A 15,804-nucleotide genomic window follows, 5' to 3' on the forward strand; every position below is an offset into this window, starting at 1 on the left:
TTGGGTGCGTGAGCAATGTGCTGGATCAGATCATGGCCGGGGTACGCGAGGACGTCGCCAAGCGGGAGGCGTCGACGAGCCTCGGCGAGATGCGCGCGCGGGCCGCGGCCGCGCCGCCCGCCCTCGACGCGTACGCCGCCCTGGACCGCCCCGGCGTCTCGGTGATCGCCGAGGTGAAGCGTCGGTCGCCGTCGAAGGGCGAGCTGGCGCCGATCGCCGATCCGGCCGCGCTCGCCGCCGGCTACGAGGACGGCGGGGCGAGCTGGATCAGTGTGCTCACCGAGGAGCGCCGGTTCGGCGGGTCGCTGCGCGACCTCGCGGCGGTCCGGGAGGCGGTCCGGATTCCGGTGCTGCGCAAGGATTTCCTGTACGGCGAGTACCAGGCCTACGAGGCCCGCGCGTTCGGCGCCGACGTCGCGCTGCTGATCGTCGCCGCTCTCGACCAGCCCACGCTGAGCCACCTGCGCGCCCTGCTCGAGGACGAGCTGGGCATGACCGCGCTGGTCGAGGTGCACGACGAGGCCGAGGCCGGCCGCGCGGTCGACGCCGGCGCGAAAGTGATCGGGGTGAACGCCCGCAACCTGCGCACGCTCGAGGTCGACCGGTCGGTCTTCGAGCGACTGGCGCCGCTCCTGCCCGATCGCGCGCTGAAGGTGGCGGAGTCCGGCGTGCGCGGCCCGGACGATCTGATTCGCTACGCCGCTTCCGGCGCCGACGCGGTGCTGGTCGGCGAGGGACTGGTCACCAAGGAAAGCCCCCGCGACGCCGCCGCCGCTCTCGTCGCGGCCGGCCGTGGGAGCGATCCTCCGGCGTGACCGGTGGGCGTGCCCGACCCCCGGATTGGCGGATCCCGAGGCCGGGCACGCTCGACGCTCGCCGGACCGGAGGGGGTGGCACGGCGAGCCTCGGTACCGGCCGCGGTGAGAGCGGCCGGCACCGCAGTTTCTGCCACATCACCCTATATTTCAAGTCTTGATTTCCGGGCCGCTCGCGAGGACTATGACAACGTTGTCAAAGCAAGCGGAACGCCGGCGACTCCCCGGCCGGCGTTACGGTCGGGCACTGACGGCCGGCGCGAGGGTGTCACCGGTCACGTGGACGCCCCGGCTAGGTTGGTGGGCATGACCGTGCTGGACATCCGGAAAGTCGGCGACCCGGTGCTGCGCAAGGCCGCCGCCGAGGTGACCGATTTCGACGCCGAGCTGCGCCGCCTCGTCAAGGACCTGAACGAGACGCTCGCCGCCTCCCGCGGCGCCGGCCTGGCCGCCCCGCAGATCGGCGTGGGCCTGCGGGTCTTCGCGATCGCACCGGAGCTGCCGGGCAACGACCTGAAGCTGGACCACCTGGTCAACCCCGTGCTCACCTTCCCGGACGAGGACACCCAGGACGGCTTCGAGGGCTGCCTGTCGATCCCCGGCATCTACCTGGACACCCGTCGCCGGCTCAACGTGGTGGCCAAGGGCTTCACCGAGCACGGCGACCCGGTGCAGGTGGTCGGCGAGGGCCTGCTGTCGCGCTGCATCCAGCACGAGACCGATCACCTCGACGGCATCCTGTTCATCGACCGCCAGGACGAGGCCGGCCGCCGGCGCCTGCTGGACACGATCCGGGAGGCCTCCTGGTTCGAGGGCCTGCCCGCGCCGGAGGTCCGCGTCAGCCCGCACTGAGCGCAGGAGCACAATCGACCGGGTGAGCTCAGTTTTGCCGGACCTGGTCGGGTTCGCCGTCGCGGCGGCCGCGGCGGCGCTCTACCTGTGGGGCGTCCGCCGGGTGCGCCGCTGGCCGTGGCGCGACACCGTGGCCTTCCTGCTGCTCGGCGTGGGTTCCTTGGTCGCGGTCTCCGCGATCGCGCCGGCTCGTTTCCCGGCGTACGCCGTCGAAGTCATGGCTTTGTTGTTGATCGTCCCGTTCCTGATGGCGCTCGGCCACCCCCTGCAACTGGCCCTCGGCGCCCTTCCGCCGAGCGGTGCCGATCGATTGCGCCGCGCCCTGGCGAACCCGGTGACCCGGCTGTTCTCCCAACCGATCGTCGGCCCGCTCATGCTGGCCGTGCTGCCGTTCGGCGTGTTCTTCACCGCGGTGCTGCCGGAAAGCCTGGCCCACCCGGCCGTGCTCGCCCTCCTGCGGCTCGTCCTGCTGGTCGCGGGCATCATCGTGCTGGTTCCGCTGTGGGAGTCGCAAAACCTCGAGAGCAGGATCCCGTACGCGCTGGCCCTGCTTGTCGCTTTTATCGAGCTGCTCGCCGACGCGCTGCCCGGCATCATCGTGCGGCTGGACACCCACGTGCTGGCGGCCGGCTACTTCCTCACCCCGCGGCCGCTGCGCGACCAGCAGATCGGCGGCGACCTGCTGTGGGGGCTGGGCGAGGTGATCGATCTGCCGTTCCTGGTGCTGCTGCTGGTCCAGTGGGTGCGATCGGACGCGCGCGACGCCCGGGAGGCCGACGAGGCTCTCGACGCCCGCCAGGCCATCGCCCGCCAAGCCGCCCGCCAGGACTCGACAGCCGGGCCGGCGAGCGCCGAGGCGGTCTGGGAGCGGCCCTGGTGGGAGACGGACGCCTCGGTGTTCGGCGATCGGGCGTCGACATTCGGCGAACAGCCCAAGGACTGACCTCAGCTCTTGAAAAGCGCCCGGTGGAGCATTCCGCGCAGCCGGTCGTCGACCGCCGACCGCCCGGACAGCGCGTGATCGGCGAACGCCCCGCCCGCCATCGAGAACGCCAGCATCACGTCGTCCACGCCGACGCCCGCGTGCACGATTCCGATCGTTTTCGCCCGCTCCACCAACGGTTCGAACGCGGCTCGCGTCCGCTCCGCCAGCCCGGCGAACCATTCGATGTCCGCCGCCGACAGGATCCGGGTCAGCGAGCGGTGCTCCGCCTGCATCGCGAGCACGAAGTCGAACAGCTCCACCACCCCGTCGTCCCGCCCGGCCAGTTCGGCCGCCCGCCGTTCGATCCGGGCGACGTTGTCCTCGTGCACCTCGGCCGCCAGCTCCTCGCGGGTGGCGAAGTTGCGGTAGATCGTGGTGCGGCTCATCTCGGCCGCCCTGGCCACCTCCTCGAGCGGCACGTCGTGGCCCTGCTCGGCGAAGACGCGCCGGGCCGCGGACAGGAGCCGTTCCCGGTTACGGGCGGCGTCTCGGCGCTTGGGCGGCATGCCCCGCACCCTACCCATGGCCGGCACCCGGATGGCGTGCGTGGCCCGTCCGTACGCTGAGCGAGATACCAGCCGAGCGAGATACTCGCTCGCCGAGATACTAAGTGAGCGAGATACTCGCTCGCCGAGATACTCGCTGGCCGAGATACTCGCCCGGCGAGAGGGGCGGGCCGGCCGGTTTCACCCGGAACGAAGGAGGCGCGCCCCGCCCGAGCCGCACCAGACTGGGTTCTTCCGTGCGAGGGAGAACCGGGATGGACGCGCTGCTGGGCACGCTGGGCGAAGCGGAACTGGCGATAGTGCGGGAGGCGCAACTCGACCGCCTGATCGGCCTGGACGAGGACGAGTTGCTCGCCCTGCACACCCGAGTGCGCCGCCACCGCGACAAATACGTCAAGCAGTACCGCCGCCAGGCCGCCGCCAGCATCGAACCCGCCGGCGGCCGGGGCAAGGCCCACCCACGCAACTCCCGGGCCCGCGCCAAGGCGGAACTCTTCGAGAGCATCCTGGCCGGCGTCAGCCGCCTGCTGGCGATAGCCGCCCAGGCGAGCGCCGACGCCCTGCACGCCGAACGCCTGGCCGAGGAACGCGAGCAGTCCACCCCGGCCCCGCCGCCCGCCAAGGTCACCCGCCTGACCCCGCAGCGCTCGACAAGCCGCCCCAACTCCCCCGATCTGCAAAAGCGCCGAGCCGCCACCCGCGCTGCCAACGCCCGCCGCCAGGCCCGCAAGGACAGTGCCTGACGCCGCATCTCCCGCCCGATGCCCCGCCACACCTGGCCCAGAGCATCCTAGGAGGCTAGGTAAGAACCGATCGGAGGCTGGGCAAGAACCGATCAGAAGCGCGCCCGATCGATCGCCGGACACAGAAAAGGCGGAGAAACGCTCTCCGCCACTTCTAACGTATATCGCACCCCCGGGCTTGCGGCAAGACCCTGGTCAGGGCGCAGAATCGTCGCTCGAGGCCAGGAACCTGCGCAATTAGGAGATTCGCCAAGTGCGACCCGATTCGTCCACCAGCACCTTCGACCTCCCCGACCGGCTCGCCGCCAAGGCCGGCCCGTCGCAGATCGCCGCCGACGAGAAGCACTTCGCGGCGATCGCGGCGAGCATCGAGCAGTCGATCGCCGAGCTGACCGAGCGCCTGGACGCCGAACGCAAGTCCCCGGGCGGCATCGGCCGCCGCGCCCTCGACCGCGATCAGGAGGTCCGCCGCCTGACCGCGCGCCTGCGTACCCTGCGCCGCTACAGCCTCGACCTCTGCCTCGGCCGGATGGATCCGATCGACGGCGATCCGGTCTACATCGGACGCCTCGGCCTGACCGATACCGCCGGCCGCCGCCTGCTGGTCGACTGGCGCTCCCCGGCCGCCGAGCCGTTCTTCGGCGCCACCCACGCCAACCCGATGGGCCTGCGCGCCCGCCGCCGTTACCGCTGGACCCGCGGCCGGGTCACCGACTACTGGGACGAGGTCTTCACCCTCGACGGCCTGGAGAGCAACGTCGCGCTCGACGACGAGTCCGCGTTCATCGCGAGCCTCGGCGCCGGCCGGTCGAACCGGATGCGCGACGTCCTGGGAACGATCCAGGCCGATCAGGACGCCATCATCCGAGCGGGATCGGGCGGAGCTCTCGTGGTCGACGGCGGCCCCGGCACCGGCAAGACGGTCGTCGCACTGCACCGGACGGCCTATCTGCTCTATTCCGATCCCCGCCTCGGCCAGCGGCAGGGCGGCCTGCTCTTCGTCGGCCCGCACGAGCCCTACCTCGCCTACGTCTCCGACGTGCTCCCCAGCCTCGGCGAGGACGACGTCCAGACCTGCACGCTGCGGGACCTGGTCGCCGAGGGCGCCGCCGCGACGATCGAAACCGATCGCGAGGTGGCCCGTCTCAAGTCCTCCCGGGAGATGGTCGCAGCGATCGAAGCCGCCGTCCGCTTCTACGAGGAGCCGCCCACCAAGGCCATGACGGTGACCGCCGGCGATGCCGACCTCCGGCTGACCGCCGCCGACTGGGCGGAGGCGTTCGAGGCCCCCGGGCCGGGCACTCCGCACAACGAGGCCCGCGACGAGGTCTGGACGGAACTCCTGACGATCCTGATCGATCGCTACGAAGGCGAGGAGACCACCGATTCCGTACGCTCGGAGCTCGCCCGCAACCGCGAGCTGGCCACCACCTTCAACCGCGCCTGGCCGCTTCTCGACCCCGCCGACCTGATCTCGGACCTCTGGTCGGTCCCCGCCTACCTGCGCAGATGCGCGCCCTGGCTGAGCTCCGACGAGGTCCGCGCCCTGCAACGCGCCGATGCCAGGGCATGGACGGTCGAGGACCTCCCGCTGCTGGACGCCGCCCGGCGGCGGCTCGGCGATCCGGAAGCGTCCCGCCGCGAGCGCCGCAACGACGCCGCACTGCGGTCCCAGCGCAAGGAGATGGACCGGGTCGTCGACGACCTGCTCGACTCGCTCGCCTTCGACGACGGCGAGGGCCTGTGGTCGATGCTCCGCGGCGACGACATGCGCACGTCCCTGGTCGACGAGACCACCCTGACCCGGGCCGAACCCGATCGGCTGGCCGGCCCGTTCGCGCACATCGTCGTCGACGAGGCGCAGGAACTGACCGACGCCGAGTGGCAGATGCTGCTCCAGCGCTGCCCGGCCCGCAGCTTCACGATCGTCGGCGATCGTGCCCAGGCCCGCGCCGGCTTCCCCGAGTCGTGGCGGGAGCGACTGGAACGGATCGGACTCGACCGGGTCGGCGTGGCCACGCTGACCGTCAACTACCGCACCCCCGCCGAGGTCATGGCCGAGGCCGAGCCGGTCATCCGGGCCGTCCTGCCCGACGCCAACGTCCCGGTCTCGATCCGCAGCAACGGCATCCCGGTCCGGCACGGCTCCCGATCGGAACTGACCGCGATCGTCGACGCGTGGCTGGCCGAGCACGCCGAGGGCGAGGGCGTCGCCTGCGTCATCGGCGATGCGACGTTCCTCGAGCGCCCGCGCGTGCGCTCGCTCTCCCCGGAACTCGCCAAGGGCCTCGAGTTCGACCTGGTGGTGTTCGTCGACCCGGAGCGTTTCGGAGCGGTCGATCGGTACGTGGCCATGACCCGGGCCACCCAGCAGTTGGTCCTCCTCACGACCTGATCGTTCCGGCGACGGATGAGTCTACATAGACAATTCTCGATGGAAGGACTAGCTTGCGGGAAAGCGCTTGCCTGTCGCCCACCGAGTAGGGAACGCACCAATGAAACGTGTCAGCATCCTGGCCGCCGCCGGGGTCCTGGTCGTCGCCGGCTCCACCACCGCCGTGGCCCGGGCCGCCGAGACACCCGCGGCCACCGCTCCCGACGCCACCAGCACCACCGAGAATCTGGACCGCGGCCTGATCAGCATGCGGACGACCGCCGGCAACTTCCTCTCCTGGCGGCTGCTCCGATCCGATCCGGCCGGCGCCGCGTTCGACGTCTACCGCGGCGCCACGAAAGTCACCACCACGAGCACCACGAACTTCACCGATCGGGGCGCGCCGGCCGGCGCGTCCTACACCGTGCGCCCGGCCGGATCGAAAACGCTCGCCGCCGTCGCGCCCACCGCCACGCTGGCCGCGAGCTCGATGGACGTACCCATCCAGGTCCCGCCCGACGGCACCACCCCCGACGGCGTCGCCTACACGTACTCCGCCAACGACGCCTCCGTCGGCGACCTGGACGGCGACGGCTCCTACGAGATCGTCCTCAAGTGGGACCCGTCCAACAGCAAGGACAACTCGCAGTCCGGCTACACCGGCGACGTCTACGTCGACGCGTACAAGCTGAACGGCACCCGCCTCTGGCGGATCGACCTCGGCCGGAACATCCGGGCCGGGGCGCACTACACCCAATTCCAGGTGTACGACTATGACGGCGACGGCAAGGCCGAGGTCGCCATGAAGACGGCCGACGGCACCAAGGACGGCACCGGCGCGGTCATCGGCAGTTCGACCGCCGACTACCGCAACTCGTCGGGTTACGTCCTGTCCGGTCCGGAGTACCTGACCATGTTCAACGGCCAGACCGGCAAGGCGATGTCGACGGTCGACTATGTGGTCGCGCGCGGGACCGTTTCGGCGTGGGGCGACTCGTACGGGAACCGGGTCGATCGTTTCCTGGCCGGTACCGCGTACCTCAACGGCTCCTACCCGAGCCTGATCACGGCGCGCGGCTACTACACGCGCAGCACGATCACGGCCTGGGACTTCCGCAACGGCGCCCTGACCCGGAAGTGGACGTTCGACAGTGACTCGTCCACGAACGGATCGAAGTGGACCGACCAGGGCGACCACCAGTTGTCCATCGCCGACGTCGACAACGACGGCAAGGACGAGATCATCTACGGCGCGATGGCGATCGACGACAACGGCGCCGGCCTCTGGGTGAACGGGCAGGGCCACGGCGACGCCATGCACGTCGGCGACCTGATCCCGAGCCGCCCCGGCCTGGAGGAGTTCAAGGTCGACGAGAACCACGGCAGCCTCGCCGCCTGGATGGGCGACGCGCGAACGGGTCAGATCATCTGGTCGAACCCGTCCTGCGGCTGCGACAACGGCCGCGGCGTCTCGGACGACATCTACGCCGGCAGCCCCGGCGCCGAGTCGTGGTCGTCCGCGGTCTCCGGCCTCTACAACACGTCCGGTCAGAACATCGGCCGCAAACCGTCCAGCACGAACTTCGTGATCTGGTGGGACGGCGACGCCCAGCGCGAACTGCTCGACGGCACGCACATCGACAAGTACGGCACCAGCGCCGACACCCGGCTGCTGACCGCGAGCGGCGTGCACGCCGACAACGGCACCAAATCGACCCCGTCCCTGCAGGCCGACATCCTCGGTGACTGGCGCGAGGAGGTCATCTGGCCGACCACGGACAACACCAAGTTGCGCATCTACAGCACCACGGACAGCACCAGCATCTCGCACGTGTCCCTGATGCAGGACCGCATGTACCGCGAGGCCGTGGCCTGGCAGAACACGGCCTACAACCAGCCACCGCACCCGTCCTTCGCGATGGGCTGACCCAGCTCGCCCTTTCCCGCCGTCGAGGGCCTGCGCCCATGCTCGGCGCGGGCCCTCAATGATGCGGGTTGAACCGGCGTCGGCGAGGGTGACGTTTTGCGGTGGTGTTATCCCCACCATCGATCGGCCTGCTCGCACCATCGTGCGGGATCTCCATGATCCGTACGGTCGAAGGCATGCTCGACCACCTCACCCCGTTGATCTCCTCGCCGTGGCTGTATCTGGTGGTTCTCGTGGCCGTGGCGGTCGACGGTTTCCTCCCGATCGTGCCGTCCGAGACCCTGGTGATCGGTCTCGGCGCCCTCTCGGCGACCGGCAGGCCGGACCTGGCCGCGCTCGCCGTGGCCGCGGCGGCCGGCGGGATGGCCGGCGATCGGGTCTCCTATCTGCTCGGCCGGAAGGCGGGCCGCCGAGCCGCGCGCGGCAAGCTGGCGCCGGCCCGGGCGAAGGCCGAGCACGCACTGCTCAAATACGGCGGCGCCGCCATCCTGCTCGGTCGTTTCCTGCCCTACGGTCGGACCGCGACCACCATTACCTCCGGATCGGTGTCGCTGCCGCGCGATCGATTCCGACTGTTCTCGGCGCTGGCGAGCGCGGCCTGGGCGGCGTACGCGATCGGTCTGGGTCGTCTCGGCGGCGCGACGTTCGCCCACTCGCCGCTGCTGGGTGCCGCGTTCGGCATCGCGATCGGCATGACCCTGGCCAGCATCTTCACCCTCGTGGACAAGCGGCGGCGCCCGATCCGGCCGATCGCGACCCGGCCCGCCCCGCTCGAGACCCCCGTGCGCGAACTGGTCGCCGCCGGCCACCGCTGAGCGACCTGCGCCGGGATCCCGGCTCGGGGCGGGCGCGCCTCCTGGGGCTCCGATGAACCGGTGAGGCGGATGAGCGAAGGTGCACGAACGGCTCATCCAACCCATTACACGGATCAACCGCAACGGATACCCCAGGGTGCCGCGAAAGAGGATCACCCTCGCCGAAATGCGCCCTAGCCTGGGAACATCGGCCGAAGGAGGAGCCCATGGCCCGACCCCGCATCCTTCCCGGCCTGATCGCGATCATCGCTCTGCTCATCGCCGGGACGCCCGCGCCCGCCTCGTCCGGCGGGCAGATGCAGACCCACCCCGACATCGCGTACGCCCCGGCCGTCGGTCACGGGCATCTCCTCGATCTGTACCTCCCCGGCCGGCGCACGAAGGTCCGGCGACCGGTTCTGATCGTCATGGGTGGAAGTGGCTGGTTCGGCGACGACGGCAAGGCGTACGCGGCCGGCCTGGCGCCGTTCTTCACCGCCGCCGGCTACGTGGTCGTCGGCGTCTCCACCCGATCGAGTTACCAGGCCCGCTTCCCGGCTCAGCTCTACGACGTGAAGTCCGCGATCCGGTGGCTGCGCAGGAACGCCCGCTCCCTCGGCATCGACCCGCGCCGCGTCGCCGTGCTCGGCGACTCCTCCGGCGGCTGGACGGCGACCATGGCGGGGGTGACCGGTCATGTTCGCTCGCTGGAGGGCCGCGTCGGGGTCACCGGCTACCCCAGCGACGTGCAGGCGGTCGTCGACTTCTACGGCCCGACCGACTTCGCGCAGATGAACGCACACATGCTCCCGGGCGCCTGCGACTCGTTCAACCGATCGTTCGCGCTGACCACCTGCCACGACGACCCGCACTCCCCCGAGTCGTCGCTGCTCGGCTGCCCGATCCGGACCTGTCCCGGCAAGGTCGAGAGCGCCGATCCGATCACGTACGTCACGAACGCCGCCCCGCCGTTCCTGATCGCGCACGGCGAGCAGGACGCGCTGGTCCCCCTGCACCAGAGCGAACTGCTCCTCGCAGCGCTCACCTCCGCGCACGTACCGGCCACCCTGTACGCGGTGCCGGCGGCCGGTCACGACAAAACGATCGTCTCCCCGGCCCATCCGGTCGCCACGGTGCTCAGCGACGTCGCCGGCCACCCCACGGCCGGTCGCCCCACCCTGGAGGTCATCGAACGCTTCCTGCACCAGGCGCTCCACCTGTGATCCGCACACCACGGCCGACTCGTCGAGAGCCGGCGATGCCGGGCGGTGCGAGGAACGAGCAAGATGTGCACATGACTGCTGACGCGCCGTCCGTGCCCAACCCGCTGCAGCCCGTCGACGAGAGCTGGCAGCGCGGCCTTGCCATCGTGGCCCATCCCGACGACCTGGAGTTCGGCGCGGCCGCCGCCATCGCCCGCTGGACCGGGCAGGGCAAACAGATCGTGTACGTGCTGCTGACCAGCGGTGAGGCCGGGATCGACGGGATGGACCCGGCCGAGGCCGGCCCGGTCCGGGAGGCCGAGCAGCGGGCGTCGGCCGAGGTGGTCGGGGTCTCCACGGTCGAGTTCCTGGGGCTGCCGGACGGCGTACTCGAATACGGGGTGCCGTTGCGGCGGGAGCTGAGCCGGGTGATCCGCACGCACCGGCCGGAGATCGTGATCACGGGCAATCTCCGGGACAGCTGGGACGACGAGGGCAACGCCCTGAACATGTCCGATCACATCGTCACCGGGCGGGCGGTGCTCGACGCGGTGCGGGACGCCGCGAACCGGTGGGTGTTCCGCGAGCAGATCGAGAATGACGGTTTGGAGCGGTGGGGCGGCGTGCGCGAGGTGTGGGCGGCCGGCTCGCCCCGATCGAAACACGCCGTGGACACCACGGACACGTTCGATCGGGGTGTGCGCTCGCTCGAGGCACACGCGGCGTACCTGCGCGGGCTGGGCTCCGGCGACTTCGACCCCGAGGAGTTCCTGGAGGGGTTCTCCCGGCAGACCGGCGCCCGGCTCGGCACGAAGTACGCGGCGAGCTTCGAGGTCTTCCGACTCGGCCTGTTCTGATCGGGCCGTTCAGACCGAGGTGTGCATCGGGCCGCCGAGCCAGGCGGTCGTGTCCGTCAACGCCGCGATCAGGTCGATGTCGCGGCCGGCGTGATCGGCGTACGCCCGATGGAGGTTCGCCACGAGCCGCTCGGCGTCCGCCCAGTCAGCGAACTCGCCGAGGTCAGCCTTGGTCGCCGCCTCCAGCGGGGTCAGGTTGCGCGCGAGCCCGTCCCCGGCGATCGCGAGCACCAGGCGGTAGTAGCGACGGTGCTCGTCGAACACCCGCTCGATGTCCGGGCCGGTCAGCACCGGACCGTGCCCGGGCACGACGGTGGCCGGGCCGAGGGCGGCCAGCCAGTCGACGGCCGCGAGCGCGCCCGGCACCGAGCCCATGAAGACCAGCGGGGTGAGCCCGGCGAAGACGAGGTCGCCGGCGTAGAGCAGCCGCTGCTCGGGCAGCCACGCGATCAGGTCGCCGGCGGTGTGCGCCGGCCCGCCCGGGTGCATCAGCTCGACCCGGCGATCGCCGGCGTGCACGGTCAGCCCGGACCCGGTCGTGACGTCGGGCAGGCGGCGGGTGACCGGCCCCCAGTCCGGCACCGGCTGCCAGAACGGCGGGCAGCCGTCGATGATCGGATCGACGCGCAGGCCCTCGCGCATCCGCTCATGACCGATCAGCACCGTGTTCGCCGGGAGCAGGCTGTTCCCGTACGTGTGATCGCCGTGCTGGTGGGTGTTGACGGCCAGCCGGATCGGCGCGTCCCCGGTCGCGCGCACCGCGCTCAGGAACCGCTCGGTCCGGGCCGCGGTCGCGCAGGTGTCGACGACCAGCAGCCCGTCGTCGCCGGCGACCACCCCGGCGTTGTTGATCCACCAGGTGCCGTCCGGCTGCACCCAGGCGTACGCGCCGGGCGCCACCTCGTGCAGCCGGGCGGCGTCGGGGGTGGACACGGGATCCCGGCCGGATGCGCTGATCATCCGCCGAGAGTACCGGTGGCGGTGGGTGGCCGACGGCGTTTGCGGCGGGCCGATAGCGTACGGCGATGACCGACGTGCAGGTTCCTGTCCGCGCGTTCGCCGGGAGTCCCGGCGGCCGGGTCGTGTTCTGGTCGCAACTGATCGCGTTGACCGCCTACCTGCTCGGCAGCTACGTCATCCTGGTGGCCGCGGTGATCCACCGGCGCGATCCGGGCGCCCTGCTCCGGCCCGGCCTGGAGCGCCTCGGCGATCCGAAGGCGTCCTTTCCGATCGTCGGCCCGGACTCGGAGTGGAATCCCGTCGTCTGGGTGTTCGGCCTGTCCCGGGCACTCGGCTTCTTCGTCTATCCGCTCTCCGCCGCGGCCCTGCTGCTGGGCGCCGCCGGCCTGCTCCGCACCCGGCGCCGCGACCGGGCGCTCTTCCGCCGCATCGCGGCCGTCACCGCCGCCTGGCTCGTCGTCGGGATCGTCGCGGTCACCCCGTACGGCGCCCACCTGCTGACCTGGCTCCTCGACTGAACCCTCGGCGCGGAGGTCACGCGGCCGTGCGACGGGCCTGCTTCGTCCGGTACATCTCCTCGTCGGCGGCGCGCAGCAGGCGCTCGGCGTCGGCCGGTGGCCCGGTGGCCACCCCCACGCTCGCGCCGACCGTGACCACCGTCCCGGCCGCCGGGATAGGCTCGGCCACCGCGGCCGCGATCAGGTCGGCCAGCACCCGCGCGCGATCCGGATCGGCGCCCGGCAGCAGCACCGCGAACTCGTCGCCGCCCAGCCGGGCCACCGTGCCGGCCCGGCCGAGCACGGCGGTGACCCGCCGGGCCACGGCGATCAGCACCTCGTCGCCGGCGTGATGGCCGAGTCCGTCGTTGACCTGCTTGAAGCCGTCCAGATCGAGCAGCAGGATGCTGATCGGCGCGTCCGGGGCGGCCTGGCGGACCCGCTGCTGCAACAGCACCCGGTTGGCCAGCCCGGTCAGCACGTCGTGGGTGGCCTGGTGGCGCAGCTCGTCCTGCAGCTGGCGGGCCTCGGTGATGTCCCGGCTGTTCCAGACCACACCTCGTACGCTCGGGTTGTCCCGCAGATCGGTGGCGATCACATGCAGCCATCGGTGCGTGCCGTCGTCCTGGACGAAGCGCAGCTCGGCCTCGGCGGTGGCCGCTCCCGCGAGTTCCCGGTTCAGCGCGTCGAGCGCGGGCCGGTCGTCGAGGTGGATGCGCGGATCGATCGTGTCGGCGGCGGGCAGCCCGGCGACGACGCCGAGGACCCGTTCGGCGGCCGGGCTCGCGTATTGCACCATGTCGTCCGTGCCGACCACCACGATCAGGTCGGAGGCCTGCTGGACCAGGGCGCTGAACCATTCCCGGCCGGCGCCCAGCTCGGTGACCAGACGCTCGTTGTCGTGGAAGGCCGCCTGCTGCCGGGCGAGGACCAGTCCGGTGCTGATCAGCGCGCCCGCCGCCACGCCCCAGATCCGGATTCCGGCGCCGATCGTCGGCAACGCCCCCACCAGCAGGAGCTGGGTGCCCGCCACCGCGGCGTACGGCAGACGGGAGAAACCCTTGCGCTCGGCCGCGACCCGGGGCCCGGCCTGCCGGCGGTTGGATCGCTCCTGCAGGCGCAGGCTGACCGGCAACAGCAGGCAGGGGACGAGCTGGGCCAGGTACATCGCGGGGCTGCCGGCCTGGCCGGTGAGCATCATGGCGATCGGGGCGCAGACCGCGGTGCCGGTCACGCCGAGCGCGCCGATGATGCCGGGCGCCCGATCGAACGGCGCGGAGTCGCTGTAGATCAGCTTGATCAGGCCGAAGGTGACCAGCAGCATGACGGCCGCGGTGACCGCGCTCGCCAGGCGCTCGCCCAGGTGCGCGCCGGCGAGCATGAAGTACCACAGGAAGGCGGCGACGGCGGTGAGCACGGTCGCGGCGTCCAGCCACATCCGCAGGCGTTGCCGGCCGGCGCCGCCGAGCGGATGGAACAGCATGGTGACGACCACGACGACCATTCCGGCGGCGACGAGGCCGGTCTGCACGGTGCTGCCCTGCGCGGTCGCGCGATCGGAGACGACCAGCATCGTCTGGTACGAGTCGGCGACCGTGCTGCAGGCCATCGCCACGCTGACCGCCGCCCAGAAGCGGCGGCCGTGCCGGCCGTTCCCGGGCAGGCGGTACAGCCGGGTGCAGAGCCAGAGGTTCGCCAGGTCGATGCCGCACTGCACCGCCCAACTGGACAGCGACCCGCCCGCCCCGGTCAGGAACCAGGGCACGGCGAGCACGCCGAGCAGTCCCAGAACGCCCAGGACGGGATCGGCGAACAGTCCCCGGATTTGCCGCACCCGATCAGTACACGGCCCGCATGTTGCGGCGCGGGTGCGCCGGGGTGAGGGTCAGGGAATGTAGTCCTCGAGCCGGGCCGGGGTCAGTCCGGCCTTGTGCACGGCGTTGAGCACGGCCAGGAAGTCGTCCACGAACCGCGGCCGGAAATGCATCAGGATGATGTCGCCGGGCTGGACCGTCTTGCCCTCCTGGAAGAAGACGACGCCGTGATCGGTCGTCTCCTTCCAGTAGAAGGCGGCCTTCATGCCGCAGTCGTGCACGGCTTTGAGCGTATTGGCGTCGTGCGTGCCGAAGGGCGGCCGGAACAGGACCGGGCGACGGCCGTACTGCTGCGTCAACCAGTCGGCGCCGCCGCAGATCTCGCGCTTCTGGTACGCGTACGACTTGCCCTTGAGGTCGGGATGGCTGATCGTGTGGTCCTCGATAGTCGCGCCGGCCGCCTGCAACGGGGTGAAGAAGCCGGGGTTGTCCTTGACCGCGTTCACCTCGAGGAACAACGTGATCGGAACGTGCGCGGCCTGGAAGAGTTTGAGCGCGAGCGGGTTCTTGTTGATGCCGTCGTCCATGGTGATGAAGGCGATCTTCTGATCGGTCGGGATGCGCTGGAACCAGCCGGCCGTCCCGTTCTGCGGCAGCGTCACCTTGGTCGCCGGCGGCGGCGGCCCGAACCGCGGGATCCGGGCCAGCAGATCGGCCGGCAGATCGACGGCGGCGGCCGGGACGCCCGGCACCGGCGGACCAGCCGCGGAGGCGGACGGGACCGCGGACGCGTGCCAGGAAGCGCTGCCGGAGGCGGAGGTCCCGCCGCCGTCGCCGCACCCGGCGAGCACCGACAGCAACACACCCGCGGCGATGATCCTGCTCGTCTTCATGCTTGTGGAGACGTTCGCTCGCCGGGCTGGGGTGCACCTCGAGCCGATCTTGTAAGTTTCCTCATGTTCGGTAACCATTTCGACCCGAGGCGAAATGTCCGGTCCCGGGTGTGCGACGCTGGGTCCGTTATGCGACGAAGACGAGCGAATCGGAACTTCCGGTCCCGCGCCGCGGTAGTGCTCGCGGCGGTGACCGGCCTGTCACTGCTGGGCGGTCCGGCCGAGGCCACGCCGCCCGGGCCGGGCGTGACCGGCAAGATCCTCTGGCAGCGGACGGTGGGCGACCACGACCTGGTCTTCCGGGAGATCCACCTCCCGGCCGGCCAGAGCACCGGCTGGCACACCCACGACGGCAACCTCTATGCGGTCGTACGCAAGGGCACGCTCAGCCACTTTGAGTCGGACTGCGAGCCGGACGGCGTGTACCGGACCGGATCGTTCGTCTTCGAGCCGGGCGGGGCCACCCATGTGCACATCGGGCGCAATCTCGGCGGGACCGAAGTGATCCTGGACGTGCTCTATGTGCTGCCGCACGGGGCACCGCTGTCCGAGGACGCGCCGAACCCGGGCTGCCCCTTCCAGTAG

The 15,804-nt window shown here is 71.2% G+C and carries 15 protein-coding genes; 11 read left to right on the forward strand and 4 right to left on the reverse strand.

Annotated features, from left to right (window positions below):
* The first annotated feature begins 17 nt into the window (after positions 1-17).
* The 3 genes from trpC to IH26_RS0115635 all read left to right on the forward strand — a co-directional run bounded on the left by trpC (position 18) and on the right by IH26_RS0115635 (position 2,610).
* On the forward strand, positions 18-815 hold the full coding sequence (trpC, locus tag IH26_RS0115625; RefSeq protein ID WP_030436916.1) for an indole-3-glycerol phosphate synthase TrpC: 798 nt from the start codon (positions 18-20) through the stop codon (positions 813-815).
* Positions 816-1,121: 306 nt separating this feature from the next.
* Positions 1,122-1,667 carry a peptide deformylase gene (gene def, locus IH26_RS0115630; RefSeq protein ID WP_030436917.1) on the forward strand — a complete coding sequence of 182 codons (546 nt, stop codon included), beginning with the start codon at positions 1,122-1,124 and terminating at the stop codon, positions 1,665-1,667.
* A 22-nt stretch (positions 1,668-1,689) separates the two neighbouring features.
* Positions 1,690-2,610 (forward strand): cytochrome c oxidase assembly protein, encoded by a 921-nt coding sequence (locus tag IH26_RS0115635; protein ID WP_157437208.1) that lies wholly within the window; start codon positions 1,690-1,692, stop codon positions 2,608-2,610.
* Positions 2,611-2,612: 2 nt separating this feature from the next.
* Here IH26_RS0115635 and IH26_RS0115640 read toward each other — a convergent pair whose 3' ends face one another.
* Positions 2,613-3,176 carry a TetR/AcrR family transcriptional regulator gene (locus tag IH26_RS0115640; protein ID WP_084598854.1) on the reverse strand — a complete coding sequence of 188 codons (564 nt, stop codon included), beginning with the start codon at positions 3,174-3,176 and terminating at the stop codon, positions 2,613-2,615.
* Positions 3,177-3,412: 236 nt separating this feature from the next.
* On the opposite strand from IH26_RS0115640, the gene IH26_RS0115645 reads away from it, so the two are divergent.
* The 6 genes from IH26_RS0115645 (at position 3,413) to IH26_RS0115670 (ending at position 11,055) form a co-directional block, all read left to right on the forward strand.
* Positions 3,413-3,901, forward strand: coding sequence for a hypothetical protein (locus IH26_RS0115645; RefSeq protein ID WP_030436920.1), 489 nt, complete (start codon positions 3,413-3,415; stop codon positions 3,899-3,901).
* Positions 3,902-4,154: 253 nt separating this feature from the next.
* Positions 4,155-6,296, forward strand: a complete 2,142-nt coding sequence (helR, locus tag IH26_RS0115650; RefSeq protein WP_030436921.1) for an RNA polymerase recycling motor ATPase HelR — start codon at positions 4,155-4,157, stop codon at positions 6,294-6,296.
* A 100-nt stretch (positions 6,297-6,396) separates the two neighbouring features.
* The gene (locus IH26_RS0115655) at positions 6,397-8,202 is read left to right on the forward strand and encodes a rhamnogalacturonan lyase (protein WP_030436922.1); all 1,806 of its coding nucleotides are present in this window, start codon (positions 6,397-6,399) and stop codon (positions 8,200-8,202) included.
* A 176-nt stretch (positions 8,203-8,378) separates the two neighbouring features.
* A complete protein-coding gene (locus tag IH26_RS0115660) occupies positions 8,379-9,017 on the forward strand; it encodes a DedA family protein (protein ID WP_051808177.1) in 639 nt (212 codons plus the stop codon).
* Positions 9,018-9,223: 206 nt separating this feature from the next.
* Positions 9,224-10,219: an alpha/beta hydrolase gene (locus IH26_RS0115665; protein WP_030436924.1), complete on the forward strand. Its 996-nt coding sequence runs from the start codon at positions 9,224-9,226 to the stop codon at positions 10,217-10,219.
* A gap of 71 nt (positions 10,220-10,290) precedes the next feature.
* Positions 10,291-11,055, forward strand: coding sequence for a PIG-L deacetylase family protein (locus tag IH26_RS0115670; RefSeq protein WP_030436925.1), 765 nt, complete (start codon positions 10,291-10,293; stop codon positions 11,053-11,055).
* 9 nt (positions 11,056-11,064) lie between these two features.
* Here IH26_RS0115670 and IH26_RS0115675 read toward each other — a convergent pair whose 3' ends face one another.
* Complete coding sequence (locus tag IH26_RS0115675) at positions 11,065-12,015, reverse strand: MBL fold metallo-hydrolase (RefSeq protein ID WP_030436926.1); 951 nt, start codon at positions 12,013-12,015, stop codon at positions 11,065-11,067.
* 65 nt (positions 12,016-12,080) lie between these two features.
* Between IH26_RS0115675 and IH26_RS0115680 the strand changes: the two genes are divergently transcribed.
* Entirely contained in the window at positions 12,081-12,533 is a 453-nt protein-coding gene (locus tag IH26_RS0115680) for a hypothetical protein (protein WP_030436927.1), read from the forward strand.
* Positions 12,534-12,549: 16 nt separating this feature from the next.
* Here the strand turns inward: IH26_RS0115680 and IH26_RS55855 are convergent, their stop codons facing one another.
* A complete protein-coding gene (locus IH26_RS55855) occupies positions 12,550-14,346 on the reverse strand; it encodes a sensor domain-containing diguanylate cyclase (protein WP_051808178.1) in 1,797 nt (598 codons plus the stop codon).
* Positions 14,347-14,397: 51 nt separating this feature from the next.
* Positions 14,398-15,219, reverse strand: a complete 822-nt coding sequence (locus tag IH26_RS0115690; RefSeq protein ID WP_030436929.1) for a polysaccharide deacetylase family protein — start codon at positions 15,217-15,219, stop codon at positions 14,398-14,400.
* 129 nt (positions 15,220-15,348) lie between these two features.
* Between IH26_RS0115690 and IH26_RS0115695 the strand changes: the two genes are divergently transcribed.
* Positions 15,349-15,804 carry a cupin domain-containing protein gene (locus IH26_RS0115695; RefSeq protein ID WP_051808179.1) on the forward strand — a complete coding sequence of 152 codons (456 nt, stop codon included), beginning with the start codon at positions 15,349-15,351 and terminating at the stop codon, positions 15,802-15,804.

The organism is Actinoplanes subtropicus, assembly GCF_000721705.1.
In the GTDB taxonomy this organism is placed as follows: domain Bacteria; phylum Actinomycetota; class Actinomycetes; order Mycobacteriales; family Micromonosporaceae; genus Actinoplanes; species Actinoplanes subtropicus.

Excerpts from the sequence above, each read along its gene's own strand:
- def (WP_030436917.1), top strand. The coding sequence starts at position 1,122 with ATGACCGTGCTGGACATCCGGAAAGTCGGCGACCCGGTGCTGCGCAAG.
- IH26_RS0115640 (WP_084598854.1), bottom strand. The coding sequence starts at position 3,176 with ATGGGTAGGGTGCGGGGCATGCCGCCCAAGCGCCGAGACGCCGCCCGT.
- IH26_RS0115645 (WP_030436920.1), top strand. The coding sequence starts at position 3,413 with ATGGACGCGCTGCTGGGCACGCTGGGCGAAGCGGAACTGGCGATAGTG.
- IH26_RS0115655 (WP_030436922.1), top strand. The coding sequence starts at position 6,397 with ATGAAACGTGTCAGCATCCTGGCCGCCGCCGGGGTCCTGGTCGTCGCC.
- IH26_RS0115660 (WP_051808177.1), top strand. The coding sequence starts at position 8,379 with ATGCTCGACCACCTCACCCCGTTGATCTCCTCGCCGTGGCTGTATCTG.
- IH26_RS0115665 (WP_030436924.1), top strand. The coding sequence starts at position 9,224 with ATGGCCCGACCCCGCATCCTTCCCGGCCTGATCGCGATCATCGCTCTG.
- IH26_RS0115670 (WP_030436925.1), top strand. The coding sequence starts at position 10,291 with ATGACTGCTGACGCGCCGTCCGTGCCCAACCCGCTGCAGCCCGTCGAC.
- IH26_RS0115675 (WP_030436926.1), bottom strand. The coding sequence starts at position 12,015 with ATGATCAGCGCATCCGGCCGGGATCCCGTGTCCACCCCCGACGCCGCC.
- IH26_RS0115680 (WP_030436927.1), top strand. The coding sequence starts at position 12,081 with ATGACCGACGTGCAGGTTCCTGTCCGCGCGTTCGCCGGGAGTCCCGGC.
- IH26_RS0115690 (WP_030436929.1), bottom strand. The coding sequence starts at position 15,219 with ATGAAGACGAGCAGGATCATCGCCGCGGGTGTGTTGCTGTCGGTGCTC.
- IH26_RS0115695 (WP_051808179.1), top strand. The coding sequence starts at position 15,349 with ATGCGACGAAGACGAGCGAATCGGAACTTCCGGTCCCGCGCCGCGGTA.